Raw genomic sequence first — 15,456 nt, forward strand, 5'->3', positions numbered from 1 at the left:
CTCCCATGAACGCTTACTACTACCTGGCTATCGCCATCTGCGCGGAAGTGATCGCCACTGTTTCAATGAAAGCGGTCAAGGGCCTGAGCACTCCGCTGCCCCTGGCATTGATCATCGTCGGCTACGGCGTGGCCTTCTGGATGCTGACCCTGGTGGTGCGCACGGTGCCGGTGGGCGTGGCCTACGCGGTATGGGCCGGCATGGGCATCGTCATGGTGAGCATCGCCGCGCTGTTTCTGTACGGCCAGAAGCTGGATATCCCGGCGATGCTGGGCATGGCGCTGATCGTCCTCGGCGTGGTGGTGATCCAGTTGTTCTCGAAAACCGCCGGGCACTAGAAAGCAGCCTCACGCCACACGCCTCAAGCGGCCAGAGTGAGCGCCAAGCTTGCAGCTTGAGGCCTGAGGCTTGAAACTTGCGGCTTCGTTTTACTTACCGAGGTCGCTGCATGCCATCCGCTATTTCCACCGATGTGCTGATTGTCGGCGCAGGCGTCGCCGGTCTCTGGCTCAACGCTCGCCTGCAACGCCTGGGTTTCTCCACCGTGCTGGTGGAAAACGCCAGTCTCGGCGGCGGACAGAGCGTGAAATCCCAGGGGATCATCCACGGCGGCGCCAAATACGCCCTGCACGGCGCCCTCACTGGCGCCTCCGAGGCCATTGCCGACATGCCACGGCGCTGGCGCGAAGCCCTGGCGGGCAATGGCGAGCTGGACCTGTCCGGCGTGCGCCTGCTGTCCGAGGCCCACTACCTCTGGTCCCCCGGCACCCTGGCCGGCAACCTCACCAGCTTCTTCGCCAGCAAGGCGGTACGCGGGCGGGTCGATCAGGTCAAGGGTGAGCAACTGCCCCCGGCCCTGCAGGACAAGCGCTTCAAGGGCAAGGTCTACCGCCTCGCCGAACTGGTAGTGGATGTGCCGAGCCTGATCGAGCGCCTCGCGCACCTGGCGGGAGACAGCCTGCTGGCCGGGCAGAAGATCGAGCCCCTCCTGGAGAACGGCCAACTGCTGGGCCTGCGGGTCGACGGCCGGGAAATCCGCGCGCAACGCATTGTCCTCAGCGCCGGAGCCGGCAATGCCGAGCTGCTGCAAGCGGCCGGCCTGAGCCAGCCCGCCATGCAACGGCGACCATTGCACATGGTGCTGGTCAAGGGCCCGAGCCTGAAACCGCTGTACGCCCACTGCCTGGGCGGCGGGCCAAAACCACGGATCACCGTCACCACTCACCCGGCCGCCGACGGCCAGTGGGTCTGGTACCTGGGGGGCGATATCGCCGAAGCCGAGGGCGTGGCCCGGGAACCGGCAGCGCAGATTGCCGCAGCCCAGAAGGAACTGGGGCAACTGCTGCCCTGGATCGACCTGAGCCAGGCGCAATGGGCCACCCTGCGGGTCGACCGCGCCGAACCGGCACAGTCGGGCCTGGCCCGCCCGGACAACGCCTTCCTCGCCGAGCAGGATCGCCTGCTGGTGGGCTGGCCGACCAAGCTGGCCCTGGCACCGGACTTCGCCGACCGGGTCCTGGCTGCCCTGGAGCGCGACGGCATTCGCCCCGCCGCCGACCAGGCCCTGCCCGAACTGCCCAAGCCGCCCCTGGCGCAACCAGCCTGGGAGCAACTGCTGCCATGAGCCAGCCAACCCTGCACGATCTGCATCGCCCCTTGGGCAGCACCGGCCTGCTGGTGTCGCCCCTGGGTCTGGGCACGGTGAAACTGGGCCGCGACCAGGGCGTGAAATACCCCAACGGCTTCCAGATCCCCGACGACCAGGAGGCCCGCATGCTGCTCAAGCTGACCCGCGACCTGGGCATCAACCTGATCGACACCGCTCCGGCCTACGGCCGCAGCGAAGAGCGCCTGGGCCCGCTACTGCGCGGCCAGCGCCAGGAATGGGTGATTGTCAGCAAGGTCGGCGAAGAGTTCGCCGATGGCCTGTCGCGGCACGATTTCAGCGCGGCCCATACCCGGATGTCCGTGGAGCGCAGCCTGCAACGCCTGGAAACCGACTTCATCGACCTGGTGCTGGTGCATTCCGACGGCAACGACCTGGCGATCCTCGAGCAGTGCGAGGTCTACCAGGCCCTGGCGCAGCTCAAGCAGGAGGGCAAGATCCGTGGCTTCGGTTTCTCCGGCAAGACCGTAGACGGCGGCCTGAAGGCCCTGGAGCAAGGCGATTGCGCCATGGTTACCTACAATCTGAACGAACAGGCCGAGCGGGCAGTCATTGACTACGCTACCGCTCACCACAAGGGCATCCTGGTGAAAAAGGCGCTTGCCAGCGGCCACGTCTGCCTGAGCCCGGGCATCGATCCGGTGCGGGCCAGCTTCGAGCTGCTGTTTGACCGGCCCGGTGTCGCCAGTGCTATTGTCGGGACCATCAATCCCTTGCACCTGGCCCACAACGTGTCGACTGTGGCGCAGGTCCTTGGCAAGAACTGATGCCGCCGACGCGGCCGACCCCGACGCAAGAAGGAGCCGAGATGTCGCGACCGCTCATTAGAAAGAACCCCAGCAACTTCAAGACCCTGCCCCTGTTCGTCGAAGCGACTCCCGAAGGCTTGAGCTACCAGAGCGTCGGAATGCCGCTGAACTTCGCTCAGACCCTGCAGCGCCGGCGCGCGGTGACGGTGGCCGACAATCAGCGCTTCGCCCTGGAGCTGGCCAACCTCGGGGTCTCGGTGCGCCTGACCCTGCACTGGCAGAACCGCGACTACTGGGTGCTGGTGCGCCAGCGCCGCCAGGATCGCGGCGATGTGGTGCTCAAGCTGATTTCCGGCTATGTCCCGGCTCACGAGCTCAACCTGCCACTGCATACCGCGATCCAGGAAATTGCCGAGGAATGCCTGCTGGAAACCCCCGAAGGCTGGCTCGGTGGGCGCTTCAACGACACCTGGCTGCCCGCGCCCTACGCCGGCGCCCTGCACTATCGCGAGGCCCTGCCCTTTCGCCTGACCCCGCTGTCCGGGGCGGCGCTGCCGGTGCGCTGTGGCAACCTGCAGTTGCTGGAGCGTCCCCGGGCCTATGTGCACCTGCCCACCGCCTCACTGCAGTTGATCTACGACCTGCGCCTGGACGTGCCGAGGGAAGCCAAGTCCCTGAGCCTGTTCCACGTCGACGAGCGCCTGGAGGGCGACCAACTGGTGGCACGGCTGGACCGCAAGCGCCCGGACCTGTACCTGATGCCCCTGTACAACGGCGAGCCCTGCGCCGAGCTCTACACCCTGAAGAAAGACCAGTTGCATCCGGCCAGCACCCGCGGCCTGTACCTGGCAGAAAGCTTCGCCCAGCAGGAAGGCTGGGTGGTGAGTGACGAGCGGATTCGCTGGAAGGACTGGCTCAGGCAGCGGGGCCTGGAGCCACCGCAAAAGGCGTCGAAGCTATCGCGGCTAACCGGCCGGGCCCGGCAGATCCTGCGCAAGATCGTCCCCGGCAAGGCCCGGCGCCAGGGCTGAGGCAAAAAAAAGGCGCCTGCAACAGGCGCCTTTTTTTGCGGACCGCAAGGCCGTTACTCGGCCTTGTCGGTCTTGCGGATCTTCTCGACGATAGCCGTGGTCGAGCTGTTTTCCACCAGCCCCAGCACCTTAACGGTGCCGCCATAGGCACCGACTATATCGGCACCTACAACCTGGTCGATGGAATAGTCACCGCCCTTCACCAGCACGTCCGGCCGAACCTGGGACAGGAGGTTTTCCGGGGTGCCTTCGGGGAAACTGATCACCCAGTCCACCGCCCCCAGCCCCGCCAGCACCGCCATGCGCCGGTCGACGCTGTTGATCGGACGGCCTGGGCCCTTGAGGCGACTGACCGAAGCGTCATCGTTGATCGCCACGATCAACCGGTCGCCCTGGGCTCGCGCCTGTTCCAGGTAGGTCACGTGCCCGGCGTGCAGGATGTCAAAGCAGCCGTTGGTGAAGACGATCTTCTCGTTGTGGGCTCGGGCATCATCGATGGCCAGCAACAACTGGTCGAGGCTCAGCACCCCGCGCTCGGAGCCTTCCTCGCGCTGGATCGCCCGGCGCAGTTCGGGAGCACTGATGGCGGCGGTACCCAGCTTGCCAACCACGATGCCGGCCGCCAGATTGGCCAGGCCCACTGCGTGGGGCAGCTCTTCGCCGGCGGCAATGGCGGCCGCCAGGGTGGAGATCACCGTATCCCCGGCACCGGTAACGTCGAACACTTCCCGGGCCCGGGCTGGCAAGTGCATGGCCGGGTGGTCGGGGCGCAACAGGGTCATGCCATGTTCGCCACGGGTCACCAGCAGCGCCCCCAGCTCCAGGTCATGCATCAACTGCGCGCCCTTGCTCACCAGTTCGTGCTCGTCGGCGCAGCCGCCGACGATGGTCTCGAACTCGCTGAGGTTCGGCGTGATCAGGCTGGCGCCGCGGTAGATGGAGAAATCCTTGCCCTTGGGGTCCGCCAGCACCGGAATGCCCCGGGCCCGCGCAGCGGCGATCAGCACCTGGTGATTGCGCAGCGCGCCCTTGCCGTAGTCGGACAAAACCAGCACCTTGATCCCGTCGAGCAGGGCATCGACCTCGGCCGCCAGGGCCAGGGCGTCGGTGGCGAAGGGTTCTTCGAAATCGATACGCAACAACTGCTGGTGACGGCTCATGACCCGCAGCTTGACGATGGTCGGCTGGTGCTTGATGCGCTGGAACAGCGCACGCACGCCCGCGCCTTGCAGGCTGTTGGCCAGGCTGTCGGCGGCTTCATCGTCGCCGGTCACGCCCACCAGGGAGGCCGGCGCGCCGAGGGCAGCGATGTTCAGGGCAACGTTGGCGGCACCGCCGGGGCGATCCTCGATTTGCTCGACCTTGACCACCGGCACTGGCGCCTCAGGGGAAATCCGTGAGGTACCACCATGCCAGTAACGGTCGAGCATGACATCGCCGACCACCAAGACGGGGGCTTGATCGAATCGCGGCATGGACAACTTCATGGAGCATCCCACATACAAAATGAACAGGGGCGCGATATTAACACAGGGTTGGCGCCGCCTAGTTCTATGCCTTGAATGGGGCCGACGAAGAATTCTTGCCGCTTATTTACGGGGCAGCATTTGCAGCAGGCGGCGGATCGCCTCCGGCAGTGCCACGGTCGCCGTGTCGATCTCGCAATCGGCCTGCAACGGCGCTTCATAGGGGCTGTCGAGCCCGGTGAAGTCCTTGATCCGCCCCTCCAGCGCAGCCTGGTACAACCCTTTGGGGTCACGCCGGGCACAGGTATCAAAAGGTGTACTGACGTACACCTCGATGAATTCCCCCGGGCCGAACAGCGCGCGGGCGGCATCGCGCTCGGCGCGAAACGGCGAGATCGCCGACACTATGACCAGCAGGCCGGCGTCCACCATCAGCCGTGCCACCTCGGCCATGCGGCGGATATTCTCCTTGCGCGCCTCGGCCCCCATTCCCAGGTCACTGCACAGGCCACTGCGAACGTTGTCGCCGTCGAGGACGAAGGTGTGCATACCCAACTCGTTGAGCCGCAGCTCCAACAGATTGGCCAGGGTCGACTTGCCGGCCCCCGACAATCCGGTCAGCCAAAGACAGCAGGGTTGCTGCTGCTTGAGGGCGGCCCGGGCCTCGGTGGACAACGACAGGCTGTAGGGACGGATTTGCGGGCGCTCCAGCGGCACACAGGCAAGCTTATTCATAACCGAGCATCTCGTAGTCGCGTTGATAGACCCGGCGCACCAGGCGCCGGGTGCGTACCGAACAGATATCCCTGACGGGGGTGCCATGGCGCTGCTGGGTGCTGTTGACATGGGGCAGTCGGGTCTGGACCTGCAACTGCTCGCACAGCAGTTGGAAATCTCGCTGCAGGTGCTCCTGATAGCCGACGAAATCCAGGGCCAGTCGGCCCAGGGAGTCGGTGAGAAAATCGCTCTGGGCAGCAAAGTGCATCTGCTTGTGGATGGTTTCCGGGTGCAGCCAGCGGCCGATAAAGTCATCGAAGTCGCGGTAATGCCCTACCAGCGCCTGGGCTGCCTGGTCCCGTCGGCCGAGGCGATTGCCCCGCAGGAAAGCGTAGGCCGAGTAGGCGCGCTCCAGGGGGTCGCGCACGAAGGCAAACTTGAAGCTGCTGGAAAAGGCCTGGGGAAACTGCTGCTCGTACCAGTACAACGGCAGGTGCCCGGGCATCCAACCGTCGAACAATGCCGAACAGATGCTGCTGCCCGCGCACTTGGGGACATGAATGAACAGGCAGGAGTGTCGGGAGAAGGCATCAGGAAAGCGCACATTGGCCGACATGGACTTGTTCACCACTTGGCGATCCACCACCGACAGGCGCCCAAGCAGGAAATTGCGCTGGGTCTTGGGTAATAACTTCCACACAAAGCGTTGCAACATTCTGCTACCCACGCGAGAGGGATGGCCCCCTCGATCTGTTCAAAGATTCAGGCGGGAACCATAACAAGCGGGAAACGCAGAATTATTTAGGCTTGGTCAAGACTGTAAGGAAGCGGCTACAAATGATGCCAAGGTGCCTTGCACACCAAGGCCCCGGGGAGCGAGCCGGCTCGCTCCCCGGAACAGGTCAGGCGATTCCGCTGGGCGCGGGCTCTTCCAGGCCCATGGCATGCAGCCGCGAGTAGTAGCCGTTCTGTGCCAGCAACTGGGCATGGCTGCCGCGCTCGACAATCCGCCCCTGGTCCATGACCAGGATCAGGTCGGCTTTCTCGATGGTCGACAGGCGGTGGGCAATCACCAGGGTGGTGCGGCCCTTCATGACCTTGTCCAGGGCGGCCTGGATGTGCCGCTCGGATTCGGTGTCCAGGGCCGAAGTGGCCTCGTCGAGAATCAGCAGCGGGGCGTTCTTCAGCAAGGCCCGGGCAATCGCCAGGCGCTGGCGCTGGCCACCTGAAAGCAGTACGCCGTTCTCCCCTACCTGGGTATCCAGGCCTTCGGGCAACTGGGCAATGAAGTCCATGGCATAGGCATCGGCGGCGGCCTTCTCGATGTCCTCACGCGGCGCACCGGCCAGGTCACCGTAGGCAATGTTGTTGGCCACGGTGTCACTGAACAGCGTGACGTGCTGGGTAACCTGAGCAATATGCCGACGCAGGTTCAGCAGGCGGAAGTCTTCGACCTCGGTGCCATCCAGAAGAATCTGGCCCTTGTCGTGGTGGTAGAACCGCGGAATCAGGTTGGCCAGGGTCGACTTGCCACTGCCGGAACGCCCCACCAGCGCCACCATTTTCCCGGGCTCGATACTGAAGCTGATGTCATCGAGCACCTGCCGTTCGGTTCCCGGGTAGGTGAAACTCAGGTTGCGCACCTCCAGGTGCCCATTGATGCTGGCGCGCTCGACAGTGCCGCGATCGACCTCAGGCTCGACGTCCAACTGCTCGAAGATGCTCTCCGCACCCGCCACGCCTTTCTGGATCGTTGAGCTGACTTCGGACAGCTGGCGGATCGGCTTGGGCAGCAGACCGGCCATGGTGATATAGGCCACCATTTCACCGGCAGAAGCATCACCGCGCAGATACAGCACCAGGAACATCAGTACCGCCATGGCGCTGTAGATCACCAGTTGCAACAGTGGGGTGTAGATGGCGCCGGTACGGGTCATGCGCAGTTGCTTGTCGGTGTTGCCCTGGCTGGCCGCAAGAAAACGCTGCTGCTCATAAGTCTCGCCGCCAAAGCTGCGAACCACGCGATAGCCCTGGATGGTTTCCGAGGCAACATGGGTCACATCACCCATGGCCACCTGGATCTTCTTGCTCTGCTTGCGGAATTTCTTGCTGGCGGTGCGGACCATGACCGCGATCAGCGGCAGGATGGCGATCATCACCAGGGTCAGGCGCCAGTTCATCCACAACAGCGAGCCGAACAGGAAGATCACGGTCATGCCTTCGCGGATCACCACCTTGATCGCGTCCGTCGCCGCCCCCGTGACCATGGTCACGTTGAAGGTGATACGCGAGATCAGATGCCCGGAGTTGTGCTTGTCGAAGTAACGGTTGGGCAGGGTCAACAGGTTGTTGAACAGTTGCACCCGCAAATCGTGCACCAGCCCCAGGGATACCTTGGCCAGGAAGTAATTGCCCAGGTAGGAGCCCAGGCCTTGCCAGGCAGCGATCAGCACGATCAGCAGCGGCACCGCTTGGAGCAACTGCATGTCGCGCAGATAAGGCACACCGGGAAACAGCACCGCCTGAGGGTTGGACAGGCCGTCGACGAAATACTTGAGGATGTAGCCGAGCATGGGCTGAGTCGAAGCGAAGATCAGAAACCCGACGATGCTGATGAGAAACAGACCAATATAGGGCCGCACATAGCCGAGCAGACGGAAGTAGATTTTCAAGCTCGAGGGGCTTGCGTCAGGACTGGAGTCGGTCATATCACGCGAATGTCGTCAAAAAGGAGGCTGACTTTAGCACAGCTTGTTCGCGGTACTGGCACTCCCATAGACCCGAGATTGTTCAGCTGACCAACGACACCGCCAGCCATAAGTCGTTATGATTGCCAGCTTAACTTCCGGGATGAACGTTCAAGCATGCAACCCAATGCCCTTCACAACACGGCCAATCGAGTATTCGATTTCATTTGCCTGTGGATTCTGCCGATCGGTTATCTACTGCTTCTCTGTGCGATGTTCTTCCTGCCGGGACGCAGTGGATTGCACAAGCTGTACTACGGACTGTTCAGCATCCCGACGCTGATCGCGCTGTGTACTCGCCCCAGCGAGCTGAAAAGCCTCCTTCGCGAACCTGTCTTCATCGCCATGCTGCTGTTCTGCACCTGGGCCCTTGTCAGCCTGGCCTGGAGCCCTCCGGTGGACAGCGTGCTGGGGGAAATCAAGACGCCTCTGCACACCCTGATGCTGTTCGCCGGCTGCATGCTACTGGTTCGCTACCGCGGCGAGGTGCTACAGCCGCTGGTCTTTTGTGCTGCGATCGTTGCTCTCATCGCCTCGATCTTCAACCTGTACGTCTTCGTTCGATACCACACCCCCGAACTGCGCATGATCGGTGCGGGCGCCTTTGACAACCCATTGCTGAGCTCCCATGTCTTTGGGTTCTTCTGTGTCTACTGGCTGTGCCTGAGCATGAACTGCCGTCGTTACCAGATACTCTGGCTGAGCGTTCCGGCGTTGGTCATCATGGTCGCCGCGCTGATCGCCACAGGCTCCAGAACGCCTCTGGTGGCATTGACCCTGGCGGCACTGTGGCTGAGCTTCATTAGTTGGAACCGTCGTTCGCTGATGCTGCTGGGCGGCATGCTGGCAGGCGGTATAGCCGTCGTTGCGCTGTTCTCGCAGATGCTTCTGGAACGGGGCAGCTCTTCGCGTTTCGATCTCTGGCGCCTGGCCCTGGAACAGATTGCCAACCACCCATGGATCGGCCACGGCTACAACGCCAGTCTGTCCCTGGACCCCGGCATCGGTTTCCTGCTGCAAGAGCCCCATAACTTCGCCCTGGGCGTGCTCTACTATGTGGGCATCATCGGCCTTCTGCCGTGGCTGTTCATGCAGGCCTGGGCCCTGTTCAAAAGCTGGCAACTACGGGCCGAACCACTACTGATCCTGGCCTCGACCTGGCTGATGTTCGGCATTGGCGCAGGCCTGACCGAAGGCGGCGGGATTCTCTCTCGCCCCAAAGAGCACTGGTTCCTGCTGTGGATTCCCCTGGCCCTGATCGCTGCCCTGTGTATCAGCCAACGTGCGCGACGCTCACCCAGCCACCCGGTCGAGTCGCTCACCCAGGCCGACGCCGACAAGCTGATGGCCAATGCCCGGGTAATCGAAGCCGACGGCCTGGGGCCCAAGGTCCTGCGTCTTGAAGACGGCAGCTTCCTCAAGCTGTTTCGCCCTCGCCGCTGGTACACCTCTGGAGGGTTCAACCCCTACTCCGCGCGGTTTGCCACCAATAGCGAGCAACTGCGCGAGCTGGGCATCACCACCCCGAAAATCCTCGGACTGTACCGTCTTGCCGACGGCAGCAACGCCGTCCGCTACCAACCGCTGCCCGGCCAGACTCTGCGCCAGAGTCTGCAATTGGCAAGCTCTGGCGACGAGCGTGCCAAGTTGATCAAGCGCTTTGGCGCCTTCATGGCCAACCTGCATGAGCAAGGGGTGTATTTCCGCTCACTGCACCTGGCCAATGTGCTGGTACTGGAAAATGGCGAGTTCGGGCTGATCGATCTTGCAGACCTGCGGGTCTATCCCTCCTCACTGAGAAAATCGCTGCGCCAGCGCAATGTGCGCCATATGCAGCGCTATGCCGAGGATTGTGGCTGGCTGTTCCTGGAGCACCTGGACGCACTGCAGGCCGGTTACGCCCAGGGCACCTCGATGCCACTGGCCACCGGACTGTTGAAGCAGCTACCGGCGAATGACCTGCACCAAGTGGCTCGCTGACCCCTGCGCACGCACCTGTTCCATGGCAGCTACACAGGGCTGCCTGGAACAGGTTCAGAAGGGATTAAACAGCGAGCGGTCAGGCTGAACGCTGCCGGGCGTAGGCCAGGAAGCCGTCAATATCATCGCTGCAGAGCTTGTCGGCCAACCCGTGCAACTCAGCCTCCGGCCAGTCCCACCAGGCACTCTGCAAGAGTTGCTGGCGCTGCTCCTCGGGAAAGCGCCAGCGCAGGAAACGCGCCGGGTTGCCACCGACCACCGCATAAGGCTCGACGTCCTTGGTGACCAGCGCTCCCGCCGCAACAATCGCACCATGGCCAATGGTCACACCGGATAACAGCGTGCTGTTGGAACACAGCCACACATCACTGCCCACCCGGACATCGCCATTGGTCCCGGCGTAGCCACTGATGTGCGCGGCCTGAGGCAGCATCGCCGGGAAGGGAAAAGTGGTGACCCAATCCGCTCGGTGGTGGCCACCGAGGAATATCTGCACCCCTTCGGCAATCGAGCAGTACGCCCCGATGCTCAGGGTCGAGCCCTCCTGCCAGTCATGCACCTCGGGCAAGCCATAGCTGCCACGCCCGATGCTGTAACCTGGATATCTCTGCTGGAAACGCACCACGCCGCGCTCGATTTTCGGCAGCTTGCGGATCGCACGCTTGGCGCGCTTCTCCAGAAAACGTTGAATCCAGCCCATGCTCCGGCGTCTCTTCAGTCTTTTTCCAGTGGAGAAAAATAAAGGCGGCCCAATCCACGCCAGGTTTTCTTGTTCCAGGCCTTGAACGGGATCTGTGCCAGCAGCTCGCGTGCCAGTTTGCGATCCCGATTGGAGACTTTGAGGAACATCGAACTGAGGAACTTGTAGCGCACCTCGTCATACAGCGGGTGGTCGCTGAACAGGGCATAGGAACGCAGGATGTTGTCGATCATGAACCGGTGGTTCTTGTAGGAGTTGGTGGCGTGCTTGCGATACCGCGCCATCAACACGTTCAAGCCATCGATGAAATAACCGGCCCGGGTGATCTTCAGCTCGATCAGCAGGTCTTCAAGACGGATATTCGGATCGAAACCGCCGACCTTTTCCAGGGCCTCACGACGAATCATCAGGGTCGGAGCCGGTGGATAGGGCTTGCGCTCAAGGAACATGTCGTCGAAGTCCAGGCGCCGGAACGGCACGTCACGGCGCTGGCGCTTCTCGGGAAACAGGTTGCCGTCGCTGTCGATCAGCTCGATATTGCCCGCGCAGATCCCCACCTCAGGCTTGCCATCCATATAGGCCACCTGAGTCGCAATGCGCTCGGGCAGCATGATGTCGTCGGAGCCGAAAGGCACGATCAGGCTGCCCCTGGACCGTGCAATGGCACCATTGAGAGTGTTGGTCAGGCCCTGATTCTGCTGGACCCGGAAGTCGAAGCCATGCTGCTCCTGCAGGCGCCGGATACGCTCGACACTGTCATCGCTGGAACCGTCATCCACCACCAGCAGCTCGATGTTCGGATAGGTCTGGTTGAGCACACTGAGAATGCTTTGCTCAATGTAGGGCGCGTGGTTGTAGGAGGCGATAATCACCGTCACCACAGGTTGCTGGTCTGCCATTACTGCCTCTTGCCCGCTTGACTCAAGCCGGAGTCGATCAATTGCCGGTACTCCTCGCGGAACACCTCGATATCGTGTTCTTTCTGCAGATAGGCATAGGCCTGCTGGCCCTTGGCGGCCAGTTCCTCGTCGGACAGCCCGAGATAGGCATCCAGCGCGGCGACCAGCGCCGGTACATTGGCCGGCTCCACGGCCAAGCCGCCAGCCCCCTCGATCAGGGGCAGCATGGCCGGCACGTTCGAGGCGATCACCGGCAACTGCCCGCTCATGCCTTCAAGCAAGGCCAGGCCCAGCCCCTCGGCCAGCGATGGCATGGTCCAGATATCGAAGGCCCGCACGTATTGCAGGGCGTTCTCCTTGAACCCCAGCAGGTGAGCCCGGCCCTGCAGCCCCAGGCGCTCGATTTCAGCGCGCAGATTGGCTTCCTCGCGACCGGCACCAATGATTGCCAACTGAGTTTTCGGGTACTTGTCCTTGAGTTGAGCAAAGGCCTGCAGCAGATAGGTATGACCCTTGACCGGCACCAGGCGGCCCAAGGCACCAATCAGCCGCACATCGGGGGCCAGCCCCAGCAACTCCCGGGAGCGCTCGCGGGAATGCTGCAAGGCCTCTGCCTGTTCAATGTCGATGGCGTTGGTGATCGCCCAGGTGTTCTGGTCGGTGAAACCGCATTGGCAATCGAGCAGGTACTGCTTGACGGCCGGGGACACACCGACAAAGCGCCAATGCCGATCGATCAGACGCTGGGTCTGGCGGCGCCGGTAAAGCCGGTCGTACTCACCGAAACCGTGGGAAATTCCGATGCACAACGGCACCTTCAACCAGCGGTTGAGGGTCAGCATCATGTTCACCGGCTTGAAACGGTTGCAGATCACCACATCGAACTGTTCCTTGCGGCAGAACTGATACAGCCGCCACATGGCCCGCAGGCGCATGCCCTTGAGGGATTTGTCGGAAAACTCGAAATACACCGAATGCGCGGCGCGACTCACCGGATCGTTCGGCCCGGGGCGCCCCCGCAGGAACGCTGCGGTGACTTCGTAACGCTCAGCCGGCAAGGCCTTGACGATCTGCTCGGCGAGATCGGCGAAGTCGTGGGATTTGACGTTGTAGTCCGGCTGCAACTGCAGGACCTTGAAGCGCTGACTCATAACTATCCCCGGTGAAAACCTGCGGCATCGATGATCCAGGACGGCTCACTGGCCAGGGCTTGGAGCGACTGCGCATCCTGCTCCGGCAACTGCGACCACTCATTGCGCTTCCAGCACACAAAGTGGAAGTACGGGAAACTGCGGTCGCCGTCGCGGTCATTGGTCAGATGCCCATCCTTCCAGTACCAGCGCGTCGGAAAATCACGGCTGCCATCATGCCACTTGATGACTCCGCCCGGCGTGCTGAAGGCCTCGGTGAACTCACTGCGGCGGCGCCATGGATTGAACTTGCCCACCAACTTGAACAGCGGTTCCGGGAAGTTCTTGCGCCAGAGGAAAATCCGACTGAACGCCCCTTCATCCAGTGCATGGTGCTCCAGGTCGGTAAAGCGCGTCTGCCAATCCTTGATCTGCCTGAACAACTCACGCTTGCGCGCAGTATTGCGTATCAGGCACAAGTGCCCGGCGACGCGCCGTTCATGGGTGGAGAACAGGTCATACCCCGCCAGGCGATCCGCAGTGAAATAGGCCCGCAGGTCACCGTAGACCAGGTCGATATCGCCGAAGGCCCAGAAGTCGTAGCCCTCCAGACGATCAATATGGATGTACCCCATTGCCGGCCTGATATCACAGAGCTTGTAGGCAGCATTGGGCGCAAAGTCGATCTCCAGGCGCCGGGATACCAAAGCGCAGTACTCAGCAAAGCTCATGCTTTCTAGCTTGACGTTCGGCGGCAGATTGTCCGGGGTCCCGCAGTCGCTGAAAAAGAGCCAGTCGATATCCGGATTCCGGCGGCAGCTTTCGAGAAAAAACGGCATCCAGAATGGCCAACGCCCGAAGTAGGGCATGAGAAACAAGATTCGCGGGCGAGGATTGATCACAAAGGACTCACTGTCGGATTGGGGCTACAAAACGCCCCCATGGTTATGTCGGTTTATCGCTGTTGCAATAGCCAGAACAGCTCATGGCGTCTGACCGCCTTGCGAAAGAACTCATTCTCCCCCAGCGCTGAAGGCACCCTACCGGCCATAAGCCACTGTATCGACCTGCGCAGGCGTCGCTTGAACGGCATTTTCGGTTGCAGGTCATGCATCATGCCCAAGGCCATGGCCTTGTCATACTGCTCGCCCTGGGACAGTGACAAGCACCAGGGGCGCAACACCGCCGTCGACTCGAACACCGGCGGCAACGCAATGCCTGCGCCCGAATCCCCCATGGGCCAGCGGTCGTTGTCATGCAGGTGATTGGCATAGCCAAGGATAGAGGTCGGCTGCCAGGCCAGCCCTTCCAGGGCTTGCATGACCGCCTCGCGAGCACAGATGTGGTCGGGATGAGGGTCCAGCGTCGGGTGCGGCAGCACTATCACTTCAGGGCGCGCCTTGAGCAGCAGCTCACGCAGGTCGGCCAGGAGATTGTTCCAGGTCGGCAACCCGTCCTGGTCGGCGGGCAGCGGGAATGGATTGAACTGGCGGAACAAGCGGATATCGCTCAGTTGCGCCTCGCGAGAAGCCACCGGCTGTTCAGGGGAGGCCTGCATGGCAGGCAGCTGCAGGCAGAAATAGCCCAACTGCACGCAATGGGATTCAGGCACCCCGGCCCAGCGCGGCACAGTAATACTGTCCCAGGCCCGCAAGCGCCCCTTGATCCGCGCCGCCTCTGCCGGGTTCATGCCCAGGGCCTGGTAATGCTCAGCCTCGATTTCGCCTGCGGTGAGGGTCACGATCCAGGCCTCGTCGGCCTGGCTGTACAGACCGAAGGCTGCCAACTCGGCATCGTCGGCATGGGGAGCGATCACCATCACCCGCTGGCGCCGGTAGTCGGGATCCCGCCAGGACATCAGTTGCGGCTGGATGCGGAGCCGACAGAAGCGCCCGCGCAACCTCAGCTCGCCACTGACCAGGGAACTGGCCAGGCCGCTGAGGTTGAGGTAGCGCAGGCCATTGACCCCGCGCTCGAACACCTGACGATCGGCAAGCGGACCGCCCGACACCTCAACAGCCGGGTCGAGAAAACGTCCCAGCCACGAGCTCTTGACGTGCACGCCCAGAACCAGGGTTTCATCCCCGGCCAGCGCCAGCGGCGCCTCCAGCAACAGGCGCCCCGCTTCAAGGCGCACCGCGGCCTGCTGGGCATCGCTGCCGAAGTCGTAGCAGTAATCATCCTTGGGCGAATAGAACAGATGATCGGCAAACCAGGCTTCATGGGCCAGCCAGGCCAATACCGCCAGCAATACCGGCACCCACCAGGCCACCAGTATGCCGACCACCAATAGCAGCACCAGCCCGATCAACAGAGCGATTCGTTTATTGCGCCGGTGACGCTTGAGCAGTTGTTGTTTGCGACTCATGGG

The 15,456-nt window shown here is 62.6% G+C and carries 14 protein-coding genes; 5 read left to right on the forward strand and 9 right to left on the reverse strand.

Going from position 1 to position 15,456, the window contains the following annotated elements:
* The first annotated feature begins 5 nt into the window (after positions 1-5).
* From AC1RCO_RS21455 to AC1RCO_RS21470, 4 genes are all read left to right on the forward strand, one after another.
* Positions 6-338, forward strand: coding sequence for a DMT family transporter (locus AC1RCO_RS21455; RefSeq protein WP_011058907.1), 333 nt, complete (start codon positions 6-8; stop codon positions 336-338).
* 110 nt (positions 339-448) lie between these two features.
* Positions 449-1,624 (forward strand): NAD(P)/FAD-dependent oxidoreductase, encoded by a 1,176-nt coding sequence (locus AC1RCO_RS21460; protein ID WP_492618023.1) that lies wholly within the window; start codon positions 449-451, stop codon positions 1,622-1,624.
* Complete coding sequence (locus AC1RCO_RS21465; RefSeq protein WP_015633920.1) at positions 1,621-2,433, forward strand: aldo/keto reductase; 813 nt, start codon at positions 1,621-1,623, stop codon at positions 2,431-2,433. The genes AC1RCO_RS21460 and AC1RCO_RS21465 overlap by 4 nt, the downstream gene beginning before the upstream one ends.
* Before the next feature lie 41 nt (positions 2,434-2,474).
* A complete protein-coding gene (locus tag AC1RCO_RS21470; protein ID WP_492618024.1) occupies positions 2,475-3,446 on the forward strand; it encodes a metal ABC transporter ATPase in 972 nt (323 codons plus the stop codon).
* 53 nt (positions 3,447-3,499) lie between these two features.
* Here AC1RCO_RS21470 and hldE read toward each other — a convergent pair whose 3' ends face one another.
* The 4 genes from hldE to msbA all read right to left on the reverse strand — a co-directional run bounded on the left by hldE (position 3,500) and on the right by msbA (position 8,337).
* Positions 3,500-4,933 (reverse strand): bifunctional D-glycero-beta-D-manno-heptose-7-phosphate kinase/D-glycero-beta-D-manno-heptose 1-phosphate adenylyltransferase HldE, encoded by a 1,434-nt coding sequence (gene hldE / locus AC1RCO_RS21475; protein ID WP_011058903.1) that lies wholly within the window; start codon positions 4,931-4,933, stop codon positions 3,500-3,502.
* 102 nt (positions 4,934-5,035) lie between these two features.
* Positions 5,036-5,647, reverse strand: coding sequence for an adenylyl-sulfate kinase (gene cysC, locus AC1RCO_RS21480; RefSeq protein WP_492618025.1), 612 nt, complete (start codon positions 5,645-5,647; stop codon positions 5,036-5,038).
* Positions 5,640-6,344 (reverse strand): sulfotransferase family 2 domain-containing protein, encoded by a 705-nt coding sequence (locus tag AC1RCO_RS21485; protein ID WP_053156063.1) that lies wholly within the window; start codon positions 6,342-6,344, stop codon positions 5,640-5,642. Before AC1RCO_RS21485 ends, cysC begins: the two co-directional genes overlap by 8 nt.
* Positions 6,345-6,531: 187 nt before the next feature.
* Entirely contained in the window at positions 6,532-8,337 is a 1,806-nt protein-coding gene (gene msbA, locus AC1RCO_RS21490; RefSeq protein WP_011058900.1) for a lipid A export permease/ATP-binding protein MsbA, read from the reverse strand.
* A 156-nt stretch (positions 8,338-8,493) separates the two neighbouring features.
* Between msbA and AC1RCO_RS21495 the strand changes: the two genes are divergently transcribed.
* Positions 8,494-10,356 carry an O-antigen ligase family protein gene (locus tag AC1RCO_RS21495; protein WP_492618026.1) on the forward strand — a complete coding sequence of 621 codons (1,863 nt, stop codon included), beginning with the start codon at positions 8,494-8,496 and terminating at the stop codon, positions 10,354-10,356.
* Between the two features lie 79 nt (positions 10,357-10,435).
* Here AC1RCO_RS21495 and AC1RCO_RS21500 read toward each other — a convergent pair whose 3' ends face one another.
* The 5 genes from AC1RCO_RS21500 to AC1RCO_RS21520 are packed head-to-tail and all read right to left on the reverse strand — an operon-like array spanning position 10,436 to position 15,453.
* A complete protein-coding gene (locus AC1RCO_RS21500) occupies positions 10,436-11,056 on the reverse strand; it encodes a CatB-related O-acetyltransferase (RefSeq protein ID WP_123397752.1) in 621 nt (206 codons plus the stop codon).
* A 14-nt stretch (positions 11,057-11,070) separates the two neighbouring features.
* Complete coding sequence (locus AC1RCO_RS21505; protein WP_015633916.1) at positions 11,071-11,955, reverse strand: glycosyltransferase; 885 nt, start codon at positions 11,953-11,955, stop codon at positions 11,071-11,073.
* Positions 11,955-13,106: a glycosyltransferase gene (locus AC1RCO_RS21510; RefSeq protein ID WP_065364872.1), complete on the reverse strand. Its 1,152-nt coding sequence runs from the start codon at positions 13,104-13,106 to the stop codon at positions 11,955-11,957. Before AC1RCO_RS21510 ends, AC1RCO_RS21505 begins: the two co-directional genes overlap by 1 nt.
* A 2-nt stretch (positions 13,107-13,108) precedes the next feature.
* Positions 13,109-13,987 (reverse strand): DUF6625 family protein, encoded by an 879-nt coding sequence (locus AC1RCO_RS21515; protein ID WP_065364871.1) that lies wholly within the window; start codon positions 13,985-13,987, stop codon positions 13,109-13,111.
* 53 nt (positions 13,988-14,040) lie between these two features.
* Positions 14,041-15,453 carry a PIG-L deacetylase family protein gene (locus AC1RCO_RS21520; protein ID WP_492618027.1) on the reverse strand — a complete coding sequence of 471 codons (1,413 nt, stop codon included), beginning with the start codon at positions 15,451-15,453 and terminating at the stop codon, positions 14,041-14,043.
* Positions 15,454-15,456 lie beyond the last annotated feature (3 nt).

Source organism: Pseudomonas sp. GW823-FHT03E05 (genome assembly GCF_058796855.1).

Excerpts from the sequence above, each read along its gene's own strand:
- hldE (WP_011058903.1), bottom strand. The coding sequence starts at position 4,933 with ATGAAGTTGTCCATGCCGCGATTCGATCAAGCCCCCGTCTTGGTGGTC.
- AC1RCO_RS21510 (WP_065364872.1), bottom strand. The coding sequence starts at position 13,106 with ATGAGTCAGCGCTTCAAGGTCCTGCAGTTGCAGCCGGACTACAACGTC.
- AC1RCO_RS21485 (WP_053156063.1), bottom strand. The coding sequence starts at position 6,344 with ATGTTGCAACGCTTTGTGTGGAAGTTATTACCCAAGACCCAGCGCAAT.
- AC1RCO_RS21500 (WP_123397752.1), bottom strand. The coding sequence starts at position 11,056 with ATGGGCTGGATTCAACGTTTTCTGGAGAAGCGCGCCAAGCGTGCGATC.
- AC1RCO_RS21495 (WP_492618026.1), top strand. The coding sequence starts at position 8,494 with ATGCAACCCAATGCCCTTCACAACACGGCCAATCGAGTATTCGATTTC.
- AC1RCO_RS21455 (WP_011058907.1), top strand. The coding sequence starts at position 6 with ATGAACGCTTACTACTACCTGGCTATCGCCATCTGCGCGGAAGTGATC.
- cysC (WP_492618025.1), bottom strand. The coding sequence starts at position 5,647 with ATGAATAAGCTTGCCTGTGTGCCGCTGGAGCGCCCGCAAATCCGTCCC.
- AC1RCO_RS21465 (WP_015633920.1), top strand. The coding sequence starts at position 1,621 with ATGAGCCAGCCAACCCTGCACGATCTGCATCGCCCCTTGGGCAGCACC.
- AC1RCO_RS21520 (WP_492618027.1), bottom strand. The coding sequence starts at position 15,453 with ATGAGTCGCAAACAACAACTGCTCAAGCGTCACCGGCGCAATAAACGA.
- msbA (WP_011058900.1), bottom strand. The coding sequence starts at position 8,337 with ATGACCGACTCCAGTCCTGACGCAAGCCCCTCGAGCTTGAAAATCTAC.
- AC1RCO_RS21470 (WP_492618024.1), top strand. The coding sequence starts at position 2,475 with ATGTCGCGACCGCTCATTAGAAAGAACCCCAGCAACTTCAAGACCCTG.
- AC1RCO_RS21460 (WP_492618023.1), top strand. The coding sequence starts at position 449 with ATGCCATCCGCTATTTCCACCGATGTGCTGATTGTCGGCGCAGGCGTC.
- AC1RCO_RS21505 (WP_015633916.1), bottom strand. The coding sequence starts at position 11,955 with ATGGCAGACCAGCAACCTGTGGTGACGGTGATTATCGCCTCCTACAAC.